Source organism: Thermocoleostomius sinensis A174 (assembly GCF_026802175.1).
Lineage (GTDB): Bacteria > Cyanobacteriota > Cyanobacteriia > Elainellales > Elainellaceae > Thermocoleostomius > Thermocoleostomius sinensis.
Genome location: NZ_CP113797.1, coordinates 92,458 through 108,113 on the forward strand (window position 1 = coordinate 92,458; position 15,656 = coordinate 108,113).

The window sequence follows — 15,656 nt, forward strand, 5'->3', positions numbered from 1 at the left end:
AGCTATACACGTCTAGAAAGGTCAAACATTGTAACAGAAGGAAGTGCGAGAAGAGTGCACTGGAAGAATAATACGAACTGAGTAAGCTTAGTAAGCAGTCGGTTGGGCTGTACCCAGTACTTCTAAACTGACGGGGGCAACCCCAGAGTGCACTAGCCCGATCGCCTCGGCAGCTGCGGTAGACACATCAATGACCCGATCGCCGTGGAACGGCCCCCGATCATTGATACGCACCACCACCGACAGTCCATTGTCCATATTTGTAACTCGAACCTGCGTACCAAATGGCAAGGTGCGGTGGGCAGCCGTCAGGGCATTTTGATTAAAGACTTCACCACTGGCACTGTAATTACCATCAAACCCCGGCCCATACCAGGAAGCCATGCCGCTAAAAGCAATTTCAAACGGGCCAATAGAAACACGAGTTTCCTGGGTTCGCGGATCGCCAGAGATGCTCTGAATCGGTGGTGCATTGCCTAACTGCCGACGCAACAGATTGGTAATCTGAAGGGTGTCTTGTGCAAGGTCTTGCGTTGTGTTGGGGAGGATAGTTTCTGAGTCAATGCCAACTAACTCTTCATCCCCAATCTTGACCAAATAGCGCTGCTGTTGTGGCTCCCAGACAGCCGTAATGGTTTCAGCGTCTACGTTATCTCGATAGTACTGATTCAAACGCGCGGCGATCGCCGTTGCTCGCCAAACCGGAGAATTTGAATCAGCTTCAGCGTTTAGTGTCCCTGCCTGATCCGTCGAGCTTGGATTCGAGCGAGCGACGGGTACGTCAGTTGCAGAATTTTGGAGTGAGCGGTTTTGCACGCTGGCAACCTTGATTTCTGAGTCACTGATATTGCCCTCTGCCGCCTCTGACGAGGGAACAGCGGCTGATGTTGCATTAGAACCAAGGAACGTGAGGACCGGAATGTCACGGACATATAGCGTTACCGCTTGCCGTCCATCCATCTGATGGGAAACTAACTCAGTGATGGTTTCCTCAGCTTCAGATTGATCCTCCGATTGGTATTCACCCACCTTGACAGCTTCAGCCACTTGGGCGGCGTCTGGGTTAGAGGTAGATGAGGGCGAGGTGGATGCAACCTGGTCAGAAGGCGGCTCCTGTGAGGGAACTTGCGCCTCCGAAACCTCGTCGTTTGACCCAGGCTGATCCGCATAGCTCAGCGGGGCAATTCCCAAGGTCGTGACCAACAAAGTTGCGGCAGTAAAACCGCTCCAAAGTTTTTGATTCATACGTTCTTTTCAGAGTGTACTAGGAGAGAGAGCTAACCAAGGGCGATGAGAACGGACAACTGGACCGAATCGCCATAACGGTTAAAAGGGCTAACTCGTACTCGTTACGTGTTTACTCCTAATGGCTGAACTGCAACAGACTAGCATGAAGTTTTTGTCTTGGGGATCAGGGACAGCTTCAAAACTTGCACAACTTTACACAAGCTTCATAACCTCGATCGAGCCAAGACCATTATCCTACAGGAGTTTTATTAAAATATTGAATTTTGTAACTTCATTAAAACTTCATATAAATTTCATATTTCTCTGCCAAGTTTCATTGGGTTAACATCAGGCAGAATTAGAAGAAGAATTAGTTTTTCTAATCACTTGACTCATACCAACGGGGATCGCGATTGATTTCACCCGGTGAACTTTCGCCAGTGAACAATGCCTGGATAGGGCTGAACAACCACGCTGAACAGTTAGACAATTTTCGGCTTCATCAGAGCCAAACTTATGAAAAAGGCCCGATCGATCGGGCCTTTTATCACCGTAGAATCAATGAACTAATTAGTATTAATTTGAACCAACGGCTGGCGGCGAAACAGAACAATTGAACATTCGCAGAGTGGCAGCAGCAGCATAATTTCGTAAGGTAGGTGCATCAGGTGCAAAGGCGGTGCCTCGATCATTTACCGGCGTGGCGATGCCACAGTAGGCAGACATTTGCGTAATTAACGACTCTGCCCAGTGACCGCTGGTGTCCGAGAAGGGGATGGGTTGCTGGGAGGGTTGTAGATCAATCGATGCTCCTTGCTGAGCTTTGCTGTACTCGGCGGCTCGTCGTAGGACAGCAATCATTTCGGCTCGGGTGACGGGTTGAGTGGGGCGAAACGTCCCATCTTGATAGCCACTGACAATGTTAGTATCGCGGGCAAACTGAATTTTGGCAGCGCTCCAACGAGATGCTTCTACATCGACATAGGGACTACTCGATGCGGTGGTAGGTAACACAATGTTCAAGTTGGGAATACGGCTCAACGACTCCAGCACCATTGACACCAACTGTTCGCGAGTTAGGGTATCTTGGGGACGAAATGTATTGTCTTCAAAACCAGAAATAAACCCAGCATCGATCGCTTGCTGAATTTCGGGGCCGTATACATCAAACGCAATGTCACCAACGGTGTAAACCAAAGCTGGAGGTAGCACAATCGACTCTGGCACAATGCCCTCGTAGGTGACGTAGACATGCCCCAACACACGATCGTTCAGCGTGCGCTTGGTAAATCGCCAACCGGGGTTTAAATTGATACGCGCAAACCCGTTTGTGAGGCCATTGGTTCGTCCAACTTCGATATCTGGAGCATCCCGATTCGCCGGATCATTCAACGAAGCAACGAGTACGAGATCGTTACTGCGTTGCTCAATGCGAAATTGGTAGTGGAGAGCCAGATCTTGTCCATTAATGCGAAGCGAGTAACCATTCGCATCGGTGCTGCGTCCACAGATGCCTGTAAAATCAAAGCTCAGCATGAGTGGATCAACCACCGTTGGATTGCTGCCAGATTCAGTCCAGCAGGGACGATCGTCGGAAATTTGCTCCAAAATTAATAACTGGCGTTCATTGCTGTTTCCTACCGGAGCCGCTACGGCAATAAATCGCGTTTGTTCAACCTCAGATTGCCCAAAACCACCAACTGCCCACGCTGAGTGGGTCACAAACAGGGTTGTGAGGGCAGCAGAGCAGGCTGCGAAGATTGTCTTTGTTCGGGTGCCAAGTCTCATAGCGTCAACCTGTTACGCTGTACAGTCGAAACGTCACAAACACACTAGGAATAAATCGTTGCGGCTGTACAAGATAACAAATTTTGAGGGCAAATACCGTGAAGATTCAGAAAACTATATCGATTAATGTGGGTAGTGTGGGCAACTACGATTTCTATTCTCTACGCTGTAAAAAGTGAGTCACTAGAAACATCGCAATTCAACGATTCAGTTCGCTCTTTAAAAGCATTTCTACTAACTCACCATTCACCAATTCGTACAATCTATCTGTACGTCGTCATAGTTCAGGTACGCTTCTAGCGTCATGATTTTTGATGCGCTCGTCATGGCAGCTAGACCTGTCCAAATCACTGAGTGAGTGGAAAGCTCAAAGATCTTCGACCCTATCAATTTTCTTGGGCGTTCCAAACGAACCATTGGTTGACTAGCAACTATGAAATTGACGAAAATTGAATGAATTTCGCCAATCAGTCGCTTTGCCGATCAAGGGAGATCGCTTCTATACTGAAACCAAAGTTGTGCAACAATCAGATTGAGGCTAGGATTGGAGCGATTGAGCAGATTGTCAGCAAGCAAAGTGTTCGCACTGAGAATCTTGAATGCAAAGGAAAAGATCTGCCTCCGGAGGCGAAATCTATAAAAGCGGTAGAGAGCACCCTAGAGGCTTTGAAAGTTATCACGTCCTAATGCTAGGCTACGTGTTTGTAAAGATGATGTAATGCAGGAAACAACTTTAAACAAACTATAAAAATAACCGGAAAAAATGCAATAAATTCAAAATTCAACCCTTTGCTTTTACATTCTGATTCAGATTTCCTTCCCCTTGCTTCAACGAACGCTGGCAATGCGGTGATATTTGGCATCGACGATCGAGTAAACGCTGTAGGCAATAAATCCAAAGGCCACAAACCCGAGAAGCCAACGTCCGAAGGGTTGCTCAGATAAAACAGCTAGTGCTTCACCGACCCCTTTGGCTTCGCTAGCATCAGAGTTTAGGGCTGCTTTAGCGAGAAAAACGCCCATTACCGAAAACACAATCCCACGAGACGTAATGCCAAACTTTCCCACCCAAGTAGTCCACTTCTTCTCCTTGGGAGTCATTTGCTGCCAATTTAATTCACTGCGGAATTTTGCTTTGAAAGCATAATAAACCATATAGAGTCCAACGCCGATCGTCAGCAGCCCAGCCAGCCCCACCAACCATTGTCCAAATGGTTGCAACAAGAATCGTGCCGTCCAATCTTGTGTCGAACTCCCCCCACTGCTATGGGCTGCTCCCAAAATTAGTTTGATTGCCGTAAAAGCAAGACCTACATACACAACTCCACTACCGGCATAGCCAAGCCGTTTGGCAATATCTTTGGCTTCAGGTTTTTGGTGTTGATTATCTGGATCAAAAATAGCTTGAACAAAGCGCCACAGGGCATAGCCAATCATCCCTAACGTGATAATTGCTAGTAAAAATTTTCCAAATGGTTGAGTAACAATGGTCTCTAGCGCTCCTTCGTTGTCTGTGGTTCTGCCTCCCATTCCCAAGGCAACTTGGGCAGCCAAGAGTCCAACTGTGAAATACACAATTCCCTTCGCAACATAGCCAAACCGGGCAAGACGCTCAAACCAAGGGTGGGCGGTTGCTTGCTTAACGGGGGCTGTGAGGTGATCAGAAGGTAAATCAGGGCGTGACATGTTGTATTCAACCGTCTTTCAGGATTAGAGTGATTCCATTAACTGCAATTTTTTCTGCCTATACATCTGTCTAATAGGAGAACTGCGAGGGAGTCTGTCCTGTGGTCGCTCTCACCCCCAATCCCCCTTCTATGGGGCGAGGGTTCGATCCGGCTTCCCTTCCTCCAAGTGAGTAGTAGGAGTTAGTTGTTTACTGAGCTACTAACCAACTATGCTTGTCTGACGCCTAGGGATGGAATCGCCACTGGTTCAATATTCCAGAGGGCTTGGCTATTGGCTTGAATGATCCGATCGCAGGAGGTTTGCCCAATCCGCGCTGCGTTGAGAATCGACAGGCGAGTCCACCAGTCTTCGTCAGCATAGATGGCTGCAATTTGATCCTGGCAATCAACGTAGAATGGATAATCAGCCAACAGCAAATCATGGTCTTGTTCCAAGATGGCGTCAATTAATGGCTTGAAGGAATTGGACTGGGGGTCGGTAAAGTCGCCCATAGCGATGCGATCGATGACTCGTTGTAATTCGCGATGGTTTTGATAGAAATGCCAGGGGTCATAGCCGCTGGATTGAAGCGCCACCACTTCATCAGCCGTGAGTCCAAATAGAAAGAAATTGCCTTCTCCCACCTGACGCTGCAAGAGTAAGCTAGTCGCATTGAGTGTGCCGATCGTCAGAGCACCATTCAACCCTAGGCTTAGGTGGCTCAAATCAATCTCGTCTGTGGTGGCAATGGCAATCTGTTCGATGAGATCAGTAGCAACATACAGCGTTTTCATCACCGCCAGTGGAGACTTCAAACAAACCACTTTTAGTTGATCGCGTAGATCTCGATCGTGATTGATCACCTGTGCCACAGACTCAATTAACTGAGCCGTCAGCGTTGCCATGATGTTACTTGACTGACGGGTGCTATTAAAGACAAAAGTGCGTGGAGTAATGTCTAGGGTAGGATTCAGCTTTAGACGGTTGTACAACGTGATGATATAAAACACACTCAAAAGCTGTCGTTGGGATTCGCCAATGGGCTGTATTTGTACGTCAAGTAGCGCCTGTGGATTAATGGAGACTTGAGTAGCTTGCTGCACCCAATCGGCAACGGCGTGTTTGTGGGCTTGCTTAATCGATCGCCAAGCTTGGCAAAAGTCTGTCGAGTCCATCAATGCTTCCAGTTGGTGTAACGCTTGACACTGCCGAATCCACCGCTTGCCTAGATTTCGGGTAATGAGTTGAGACAACTGCGGATTCAGCGCCAATAGCGATCGATGACAAATGCTGCGATCGTCTTGGTCTTTAAACCTATCAGGAAACAAGGCTTGCAACTCTGCTAGTCCTTCATGAAAGGCCTGATGAGTGCGAATCGTAATGGCTCCAGTGGTGGCATAGCTGCCCAATACGGCTAGATGCGGCAAGCGAACGGTATCGTCGTCATCAATCAGCGATAAGCGACGAATGCATTCATCATTTACTGAAAATTGCTGGCGAATATCTGCCAAAAATCGCTGATTTATTTCATAAATTAGTTCCAAGTGACGAGGCAATTGCTGCTGCAAGATTAGCTGATTCCAATCCCTTATTTCTTCTAGCGTAGATGGATCATAAGAGTAAGTAAATGTATTTTGAGTAATTCGCCAAGCTGTATCCCAATCAAGTCGATACTCATCCAAGAGTAGTCGCATGAGTTCAACAATGGCAATTGCCTGCGCTGCTCCATCGAGTTGCACTGTAAAAGCATTTGGCAAGGTTTCGATCGGTTGTTTTCGCTCTATACAATGCATTCGCAGCATATCCTGAAGCGAACAAGCCATTAAAAAATAGTGTTGCTGAAGCCGATCTAGGGTTAATCGCTCCGATCGAGCACCAAGATCCACCGATTCAGTCCCCAAAGCAGCCCACAACCGCACGGTATTTACTGTATTGGTGCGATAGCCGGAAATAGGAGTATCATAGGGCAGACCACGAATCACCCTTTCAGGAACCCATTGCACACAAAAGCGTCCCTGCTCATCAATACGGGATTCGGTATGTCCCCCAACTTTCACCTCTACTAATTGCTCCGGGCGTGAAATCTCCCAAGGATTTCCAGAACAATAGAGCCGCGTTCCTTGTCGATCCATCTGGCATTCAATCATAGGTTCTGTTTCGACTTCATAGCGAATGCCGTAGCCTATCGCCGGAAATGCTAGACTTGTTAGGGCATCAAAATAATGGGTCAGCAAGTAACTAGATGCTTCTAGCTCTTTACCCTGATCCAAAATCACATCATGTTTTAATAAGTCTTCTAAGCTCAGTCCAAGCTCATCAATCGCTTGACAAATTTGCTCTTGAATATCTAGGTTGATTAAGTAAGTTTCCAAAGCAGTTCTGGTCAATAGCCCAGAGGAAAGATAAACAAGACGCTTGATGTGGGGTTGGGTATAGGTTTGTGTTGTAGCCATCCATCCTGACAGCAATCGATCGCGCACGGTGTAAATTAAAGCGATGTAGTAATCATGGCTGGTGGCTGTTTCGGGCAATTTCCCGCGCAGATAAAATAGGTGATTCATCAGTGATCGCTTCAACGCTTCAACGCTGACACTGGTGCGATCGTCTTCAATCCGGCTCTGATTCTGCTGGGTTTGCATTGTTTGATTTAAGCTAATTTAATAAAATGATCGAGAAAAGACAGCTTGATTTAATCTCTCCCATTTTCCCCGATCTACCCAGGTTTGATACTTATTTCTTGATATGTTTTCATACCTCTTCACGCACTTGAGAAACCTGAAACCACGATTGATCAAGGAATCGGTTGAACTAGTGAAAAGAACATTACAATTATTAGCGTTCTATTAAGCGAGTATTCCTAAGTGAGTGACCATTGAGACGAAAAACCCAGCCCGTTTTTGAGCAAATTCCCATCGCTGGTCTTGGGTCTAAAGGAAAACCAATTGCCTACGTGGACGATCGGCTTGTGACCCTCGACCGAGGGGTGCCGGGCGATGTAGTCGATTTGCAAGTGATTCGCAAACGCAAAACGAGTCTCGACGCTAGGGTGATTCGGATACACCATCTGTCGCCGCGTCGGGTTGAGCCGTTTTGTCAGCATTTTGGTGCTTGTGGTGGCTGCAAATGGCAAGACATACCCTATACAGACCAACTCATCTATAAGCAAAAATCTGTTTGGAATGCGTTCGATCGGTTTCTATCTACAAATTCTGCGATCGAATCAGCCGCGATCGACCCCGCTGAGCCTGTGAAAGTTCGTCCGATTCTAGCAGCCCCCAGCACCCAATTTTATCGCAACAAATTAGAATTTACGTTTTCCAACCGTCGCTGGCTCAGCCAAGCCGAAATTGAATCGGGAGAACGCTTCGATCGACAAAACGCCTTGGGGTTTCATGCACCAGGTATGTTTGACAAAGTGCTAGATATTGAAACCTGCTACCTCCAACCGGAACCGTCCAATGCCATTCGGCAATCGCTGCGGGCTTTTGCCCGGCACCATTCCATTTCGTTTTACGACCCCAAAACTCACACGGGCTTGTTGCGCACACTGATGATTCGTACTGCTAGTACGGGTGAAACAATGGTGGTGGTGGCGTTTCAGCAGGACGATCGCCCTATAATTGAGGCGGTGATGCAGCATTTGGCCAATACGTTTCCGCAGATTACCTCGCTGATTTACACCATCAACCCCAAGTTCAACGACGCGCTGTATGATTTGGAAATGACCACGTGGCGCGGTCAGGCATTTATTACTGAAACGTTGGGCGATTTGCAGTTTCGCATCGGCCCAAAATCTTTTTTTCAGACCAATACGGCTCAAGCGCTGACGCTCTATCAACAGGTGGCGACCTTGGCGGGTCTTACTGGAACAGAAACCGTGTACGACCTCTATACAGGCACCGGCACAATCGCCAATTTCGTAGCACGGCAAGCCCAGCGAGTCATTGGCATTGAATGTATTGCCGAGGCAATTGAAGATGCCAAGGAGAATTCGTGGCTGAATGGCATCGGCAACACCCAGTTTTTTGCCGGAGATATGAAAGCGGTATTGACGCCGGATTTTGTGGCTCAGATGGGAGCACCAGATGTGCTGATTACTGATCCACCCCGGGCTGGAATGCACCCAGATGTGATTGAAAGTATCCTGACGATCCAACCACCTCGCATCGTTTATGTCAGTTGCAATCCCAAAACGCAAGCGCAGGATATCGAGGCGTTGTACTCGCACTATCGCCTAGTGATCATGCAGCCAGTGGACATGTTTCCTCAAACCTACCATGTGGAAAATATTGTCCTGCTGGAACGTCGGTCGCCAACAGACTAGTCAGCAGACAGAGACCCATACAACGAGGACCCAGAACGAGGACTAACAACACCGCACCCAGCTATACTCGCGATCGTTGTACCATTCTTTTTTCCAAATCGGTGCCTGGTGCTTCAGCGTATCGATCGCATATTTGCACGCTTCAAAAGCTTCTGTGCGATGGGGACAGCCGATCGCCACAATCACGCTGACTTCGCCAATCTGCAACCGCCCTACCCGATGGTGAATCACCACATGCGACACATCCGCCCAGGTTTTGCGAATATCAGCGGCAATTTGCTGAAAAACTTGCAGCGCCATTGGCTCATAGGCTTGATACTCCAACGCAACTACTGGCTTGCCGTCGGTTTGATTGCGCACCATGCCGCTCATCAACACCACCGCACCATTAGCCGGATCATCTGCCAATGCATAAGCATCAGACAAAGACAGGGGCGCTAAGGTGATGACAAAGTGATCAGGATGATCAGGGGGATTGGGACAATCAGTCCGGTGATTTACCGGATGATCAGGCCATGGGTTAAGCAGTGAGGGAGCGATCGAGTTCATAGAGATTCTGATGAAAACGTCACGACAACATCGATTGGGTGTACTCGTATGCTAAAGCAACTTGGGCGGTTTCTGCTCGTGTATTGTTCTGCATTGTTCTTGTTCTGGCTTCTCCGAAAATTCCTTTGGAGCAATAGACAAATTAGCGCTGTTCGCTTAATCCGTCTGTCAATTGTTGAGACAGTTCTCGCCAGCGTTTGGAGATGGTTCCTTGGGTCAGTCCCAATTCTCTGGCAATTTCTAGTTGGCTTTTGCCCTTGGTTCGCTCTTGCCACAGGGTAAGATAGTTTCGCTTGGGATACTGCCGATCGAGGGCACGAATCAGATCTAAAACTTGGCGAAGCTGCTCCGATCGCTCTACTGTGTCCAGCAAATTCAATTCATCAGCTAAGGTATCTAATAATGAAAGATCGGTTCCAGGGAGTTTGCTATCTAAGCTAATCCAGCGTTTTCGTTGCTCTTGTCGAACCAGATCGATCATTTCAAACCGTGCTACTTTGGCACACCAGCGATGAAATTCTAGGATGCCGCCTTGGCGAAACTTTCCAGCTTGAATGGCTTGTAATACTTTCATATGCATTGTTTGTGCGGCATCTTCCCAACCGAGCGAGGTTCCTTGAGTTTGCTTACGAGCCATGAATTCAATCTGTTGACAATACGATCGGCTGGCCAGCAGATTTTCATAGGCTTGGAAAATATTAGCTTGAGAAATAAAAGCATGAGTTACTTGATGACCATAACTATTTACGGAGGGATGGTGGGGTAACTCGGAAAAAGCGGATGACGACATGGAACTTTATACCTTTAGAAGAGCCAGTAAACTAATCGACATTGCAATTTTTCGGTAGTTACAAACTCACAATATTTAGTTCTAAAACAAATCGTTCTAGAGCAAATTTCTTTAAAGACAGCCTTGTATTGACTCAGCAGAAAACTGTGCTAAAAACTAAAACTTTTCTTGCTTTTTAACTACAAGCAGAACTAGAATTAGCGATGACCTGTAGCCAAAAATAATATTTTTCAAACTCGATTAATGCCTCTTGAGCCATCAAGTAGAGCAAGGAGATAAGTTCCAGAATGGATTGAATACTGCGTGTCAATACTGTGCACCAACTTGGCATGGGCATCAGCTTGACTAAGTGAATGCTTTGTATGTGTCTCCGAACAGTCTACTGATGTGTAAATCTATGATTTAACCACTTTTGGCGTTTTATGATATGGCAATCTGGATGGTTGATAATTTTATCTTTTGCACTATTCAAAAGGCAGATGAAAGGGTCAGGTGAATTTTAAGAAACTGTAACGGCGATCCAGAACGAAGACTTTGATAGATTTTTTAAGGATACAACTCAAGATATAGCTCAGATATAACTAAACTACAACACTAAGCACGTGCACTTCGGAAATTAACTTGCTTGGTGCGAACATTTTAAGATATCGCTGCACTGTCAAATACCAAATCTCTATCGAGTTACATGTTATGCTGACCCCTCCTACCATACCCTAATTAAGAGGAAGAGCCGCAGGTGGTGGGGCGAATTTTATGCAGCATTATATAGAGAGTCGTATAACACATTTCATAGGAGTTATAAGTAGTTAATTTATTGATTGCATGATTTTGATTTGCTCAACTGATGAATTGATTTTTATGCGATCGCGGCAATAAAAAACAAGAAAAATCAAATCTGTACTTAACAATTGGAATATTTTTACCGGCTGTTTCGTTATAGAGAATGAAAGCTTTTAGGAACTATTTATGTCTCAAACTTTGCAAGATACGCAACCATATTACTATGCAGATGGAAAGAAAGTATTCTTAACACCATCTCAACACTATGTAGCGATTCAGACTTCCGATCGTGAAGAGCATGAAGGTGCTGCCATTCGACAATTGGCCGAGCAATTATCACCTGTAGCCATGCCTGGAGAAGTGCTGGAACTGCCACAGTATCATTTAACCATTGTCAAAGTCGCTGATAACCATTCGCGCAGCGCTGCCGCTTCAGAAACCGTGCGATCGTTTGTTGATTCCCAGCCTGATCTATCCATTGGGCCATCAGTTTATGAGCCAGCAAATTCCACAGCCGATGAAGCGCTAATTCCCGTTGGCGAGGTGTTAGTTAAGTTTAAAGCCAATGTTTCTGATACAGAAAAACAACAGGTTCTAGCGCAATACAACCTGATAGTGCAGGCGAGTGACTATCCAGAACCAGGGGTTGATTTAGTATCAGTTGATCGGGCTGATGCCACGCTGTCGATCGCCAATCAACTGCATGAACAGGATTTAGTCGAGTATGCCCAGCCCAACTTTGCGCGATTAATGCCGCGATTGATGCCTTCCAATGGCAGCGGAGCCGCGCTCCTGGAAGCGGAGACTCAACCTGACGGACGTTATTCATTTGATCAAGAGCCGTCGATCGTCCGTGCCGATAGTCCTGCTCCTGCGGCTAGCGTCAATGATCCAGCCTTCCCGTCTCAGTGGGCCCTGAGAAAAATCAAAGCGCCAGAAGCGTGGGATATTTCGATGGGCAATCCCACTATTTCGATCGCCGTTCTGGATGAAGGCTGCGATCTGGCCCATGAAGACCTATCCTACAAGCTGCCGGGCTATGATGCCGTCAACCGCACCAATGATCCGTCTCCGCTGCCCCGCGATGGACACGGCACGTCTTGCGCTGGCATTGCGGCTGCCAGAGCCAACAATGGGCTGGGTGGTGCTGGTGTTGCCCCCAACTGCAAGATTCTGCCTGTGCGGATTGCCTATGGTTCTGGAGGTCGTTGGATTACCAGTGATGCTATTATTGCCGATGCGATTCGCACAGCGGTTAATCGAGGAGCCGATGTATTGTCTAACTCGTGGGGTGGTGGTGCACCCAGTTCTGCAATTACGAGCGCTTTCCAGTATGCGCAAACCAACGGGCGCGGTGGTAAAGGCTGTCCGATCGCCATTGCTACAGGAAACGGTGACGTGCGAGGTGTCTCCTATCCGGCCAATCTATCGCCCTCGATTCTGGGAGTGATGGCCGTGGGCGCTAGCAACGAATGGGACGAGCGCAAGAGCAGAACCAGTCGCGACGGTGAAAACTGGTGGGGATCGAATTATGGCCCCGAAGTGGATGTGGTGGCTCCGGGTGTGCACATCTACACTACGGATATTTCTGGGAGTGGTGGCTATGGCAGCGGTAACTATATTGGCAACTTCAACGGTACGTCTTCGGCGACGCCCCATGTGGCAGGCTTGATGGGCTTGCTGCTCTCGGTTGATCCCAATCTGCGCTCTTGGGAAGTGGAAGAAATCATCAAGCGTAGTGCCGACGATTTGGGGACGGCTGGACGGGATGAACATTTTGGCTTTGGGCGGATCAACTGCCGTCGGGCGTTGGATATGTTGGCTCCGATCGCCTATGGCATCAGCGTTACACCAGAGTTTATTGGTTCAGGTCGAGAATGCTTTATGCGGGTGAACTTGCGGCTGTTTAACCCCAGCATTAACTGGGTGCGGTTGAATTCAGTCACCTTGACTTCGCACAACCCCGACTGGACGGCTGAGATCGATCGCTTTGAGTATGTTTACAACGTCGCCAATGGCACAATGGCTCCCTTCAGCGGACAAGATGTACAGTTGAAGAAAATTCTGCTGAAAGCCAATGGCAATCAGTCAGGATGGAGCTACCGCTGGTCCTTGAATTGGTCGTATACTTTCTGGCGTCCTTCGGCTCCAGGTTTACCCTTATCCGCTGCGGCGCTTTCAGAGGCGGAAGGTGTGCAGGTATCAGGCAAGTCTGCTAAAGGAGGGGACAGCAAACGAGTAGCATCTAACGGTTCTGCCCAGCAGGATGCAGTCCGGTTGGGAAACGGTACGACCAGCGAAGCAGGGGATGAAATTACCGTCGATCGCCAGAGCAAATCGATCACGATCGTGATCCGCTAACCGGAATTGGTTCACCAAAGCCATGACAGTTGCTCATCTTTGGTAATCACCTCCAGTGATCTCCAGCAATAGCCCGGACACTTTTGTGCCAAACCACCCTCATCCCCCAACCATTTCTCCCCAAAAGGGCGAAGGAGAGCCGGATTGAGGGTAAGGACCGAAATTTGCGGCGTGGCAAGGGTTTTCAGCATTTCCACAAACTGTCCGAAGGATTGCTCCAGAAACAGCCACACCCTGTGGGGGCGGGTTGCATCCTGCCCTCACTACCATTTCTTTGCCACTAGCTATGGCAATTAGGAGCCTGTTACGTTTGCAAGTTGCGGCATTTAGCCCGCATCCCCACCCCTGCTTCCATCTGGCAGCAGAGAGCCGGATCGCTTCCTCGCCAGTTAAGGCTGGGGTGAGGGGGAACGGTCAGAGTCAGATCTCGATTCAGCCATGCCTGACTTTGAACTCACGCTAAGATAATTTCGCCACCCTCCCCAGGCAGTGATATTGCGCTGCCCTTCACACAACAGCGGTTCACCGAGTACACCCAACACTTCCTCGCCGTCTGCTAAGCGAACTTTGCCAATGCAGAGACCAGGAGGTTCTTGCCATAAAATTTGTGCAATGCCTGCTGCTGGCACAGACCAGATTTCCAAGGCAATGGCCCGACCTCCCTGCTGAACTTGCATCATGGCCGGATGACGATCGCCGATTGACCACAGCATATAAGTGGGTGCGGTCATTGCTTCCCGCACAAAGGAAGCTCCCACGGCTAAAAGATTGCCATTTAATTCTAACCCGCGCATCAGCGTTCCGTTGACAGCTAATAACACCTGATCCATGCCTGTAAGATAGGAGAACTGATTAAATATCTTATAAGGAACAAAGTGAGGGTGATGTTGAGCAGCGACAAGGAGGCGTAGCGTGGATAAACCCACGATCAACGCACAGACAGTACAACCACAAACCGAAGCAAATATAAATGATTGGAACTGGCCGTTCTGGCCCGTCGTACCACTCTACCCCTACGGCAAACGGCGCACGTTGCGGCGAGAGGTGATCAAAGATACGATTTGGACATTTGACCAGTTGCAGGGCATTCTCTACGTTACCGTGCCGATTCGGATGACGGTGGTTCGTCTGCAAGCTGGAGGGCTGCTCGTGTATTCACCCGTTGCCCCAACGCCAGAGTGCATTCATCTAGTGCAAGAACTGGTGGCAGAGCATGGGGATGTGAAATATATTCTGCTGTCAACGGTAACGGGCATTGAGCACAAGGTATTTGTGGGTCCGTTTGCTCGCTGCTTTCCCACTGCCCAGGTCTATGTTGCGCCATATCAGTGGAGCTTTCCACTGAATTTGCCGTTGAGTTGGCTGGGTTTTCCACCGAAACGCACGCATTTTCTGCCAACCGATCCCCACAACGTGCCATTTGCCAATGAGTTTGACTATGCTTTGCTGGGGCCGATCGATCTGCGCTTAGGAGCCTTTGCAGAAGTGGTGCTGTTCCACAAACCATCGCAGACCCTTTTGGTGACAGACACTGTGCTTTCTGTGCCCAATGAGCCACCCGCCATTGTCCAGCTTGACCCCTATCCGCTGTTGTTTCATGCCCGCGATCGAGCGACCGACATAGTAGAGGATACAGCCGCCAATCGTCGGAAGGGTTGGCAGCGCATCGCCTTATTTTCCTTCTATTTTCGCCCCAGCGCCCTCACTGTTTCTAGCGTGAGACAAACCCTGCGAGACGCCACCCAAGCTGCCGATCGCTCCAGAAAAGGCTACTTTGGGCTATTTCCGTTTCAGTGGCAACCCAACTGGCAATATTCATTTGAAGCACTACGAGGCGGCGGTCGCTTGTTTGTGGCTCCCATTTTGCAAACGCTCATCCTCGATCAAGCGCCTGATTTAACGCTAGATTGGGTCGATCGAGTGGCAAGCTGGAACTTCCGGCATATTATTCCTTGTCATTTTGATGCGCCGATCGACGCAACACCACAGCAATTTCGACAAGCGTTCGCCTTTTTGCAGTCTGATTTGGTCATTGGCTCCAACGGGCAAGCATCCCTACCGGCTGAAGATTTTCAGTTTTTGCTGAAACTAGAGCGAAAGTTGCATAAAGTGGGACTAGCGCAACCAGCAGGAGATAAAGGAAAAACGAGAGAGGAAGGATAGAGGAGG

11 protein-coding genes are annotated in these 15,656 nt (G+C 48.4%); 3 read left to right on the forward strand and 8 right to left on the reverse strand.

Going from position 1 to position 15,656, the window contains the following annotated elements; translation table 11 throughout:
- Nucleotides 1–87: 87 nt before the first annotated feature.
- The 4 genes from OXH18_RS00355 to OXH18_RS00370 all read right to left on the reverse strand — a co-directional run bounded on the left by OXH18_RS00355 (nt 88) and on the right by OXH18_RS00370 (nt 7,322).
- Entirely contained in the window at nt 88–1,245 is a 1,158-nt protein-coding gene (locus OXH18_RS00355; RefSeq protein ID WP_268610393.1) for a septal ring lytic transglycosylase RlpA family protein, read from the reverse strand.
- Nucleotides 1,246–1,803: 558 nt separating this feature from the next.
- Nucleotides 1,804–3,015: a DUF3747 domain-containing protein gene (locus OXH18_RS00360; RefSeq protein WP_268610394.1), complete on the reverse strand. Its 1,212-nt coding sequence runs from the start codon at nt 3,013–3,015 to the stop codon at nt 1,804–1,806.
- Nucleotides 3,016–3,843: 828 nt separating this feature from the next.
- Nucleotides 3,844–4,701 (reverse strand): DUF1206 domain-containing protein, encoded by an 858-nt coding sequence (locus OXH18_RS00365; RefSeq protein ID WP_268610395.1) that lies wholly within the window; start codon nt 4,699–4,701, stop codon nt 3,844–3,846.
- 209 nt (nt 4,702–4,910) lie between these two features.
- Nucleotides 4,911–7,322: a glycogen/starch/alpha-glucan phosphorylase gene (locus OXH18_RS00370; RefSeq protein ID WP_268610396.1), complete on the reverse strand. Its 2,412-nt coding sequence runs from the start codon at nt 7,320–7,322 to the stop codon at nt 4,911–4,913.
- A 233-nt stretch (nt 7,323–7,555) separates the two neighbouring features.
- Here OXH18_RS00370 and rlmD point away from each other — a divergent pair, with 233 nt between their 5' ends.
- Nucleotides 7,556–9,007: a 23S rRNA (uracil(1939)-C(5))-methyltransferase RlmD gene (gene rlmD / locus OXH18_RS00375; protein WP_268610397.1), complete on the forward strand. Its 1,452-nt coding sequence runs from the start codon at nt 7,556–7,558 to the stop codon at nt 9,005–9,007.
- A 42-nt stretch (nt 9,008–9,049) separates the two neighbouring features.
- Here rlmD and OXH18_RS00380 read toward each other — a convergent pair whose 3' ends face one another.
- Nucleotides 9,050–9,556 (reverse strand): molybdenum cofactor biosynthesis protein MoaE, encoded by a 507-nt coding sequence (locus OXH18_RS00380; RefSeq protein WP_268610399.1) that lies wholly within the window; start codon nt 9,554–9,556, stop codon nt 9,050–9,052.
- Between the two features lie 142 nt (nt 9,557–9,698).
- Nucleotides 9,699–10,346 (reverse strand): sigma-70 family RNA polymerase sigma factor, encoded by a 648-nt coding sequence (locus OXH18_RS00385; protein ID WP_268610400.1) that lies wholly within the window; start codon nt 10,344–10,346, stop codon nt 9,699–9,701.
- Nucleotides 10,347–11,312: 966 nt separating this feature from the next.
- On the opposite strand from OXH18_RS00385, the gene OXH18_RS00390 reads away from it, so the two are divergent.
- Nucleotides 11,313–13,487 carry a S8 family peptidase gene (locus tag OXH18_RS00390; RefSeq protein WP_268610401.1) on the forward strand — a complete coding sequence of 725 codons (2,175 nt, stop codon included), beginning with the start codon at nt 11,313–11,315 and terminating at the stop codon, nt 13,485–13,487.
- An 11-nt stretch (nt 13,488–13,498) separates the two neighbouring features.
- Here OXH18_RS00390 and OXH18_RS00395 read toward each other — a convergent pair whose 3' ends face one another.
- Both OXH18_RS00395 and OXH18_RS00400 read right to left on the reverse strand, forming a co-directional pair.
- The gene (locus OXH18_RS00395; RefSeq protein WP_268610402.1) at nt 13,499–13,720 is read right to left on the reverse strand and encodes a cupin domain-containing protein; all 222 of its coding nucleotides are present in this window, start codon (nt 13,718–13,720) and stop codon (nt 13,499–13,501) included.
- 156 nt (nt 13,721–13,876) lie between these two features.
- Nucleotides 13,877–14,317 carry an allophanate hydrolase-related protein gene (locus OXH18_RS00400; protein WP_268610404.1) on the reverse strand — a complete coding sequence of 147 codons (441 nt, stop codon included), beginning with the start codon at nt 14,315–14,317 and terminating at the stop codon, nt 13,877–13,879.
- 97 nt (nt 14,318–14,414) lie between these two features.
- Between OXH18_RS00400 and OXH18_RS00405 the strand changes: the two genes are divergently transcribed.
- Nucleotides 14,415–15,650 (forward strand): DUF4336 domain-containing protein, encoded by a 1,236-nt coding sequence (locus OXH18_RS00405; protein ID WP_390904409.1) that lies wholly within the window; start codon nt 14,415–14,417, stop codon nt 15,648–15,650.
- Nucleotides 15,651–15,656: the final 6 nt, after the last annotated feature.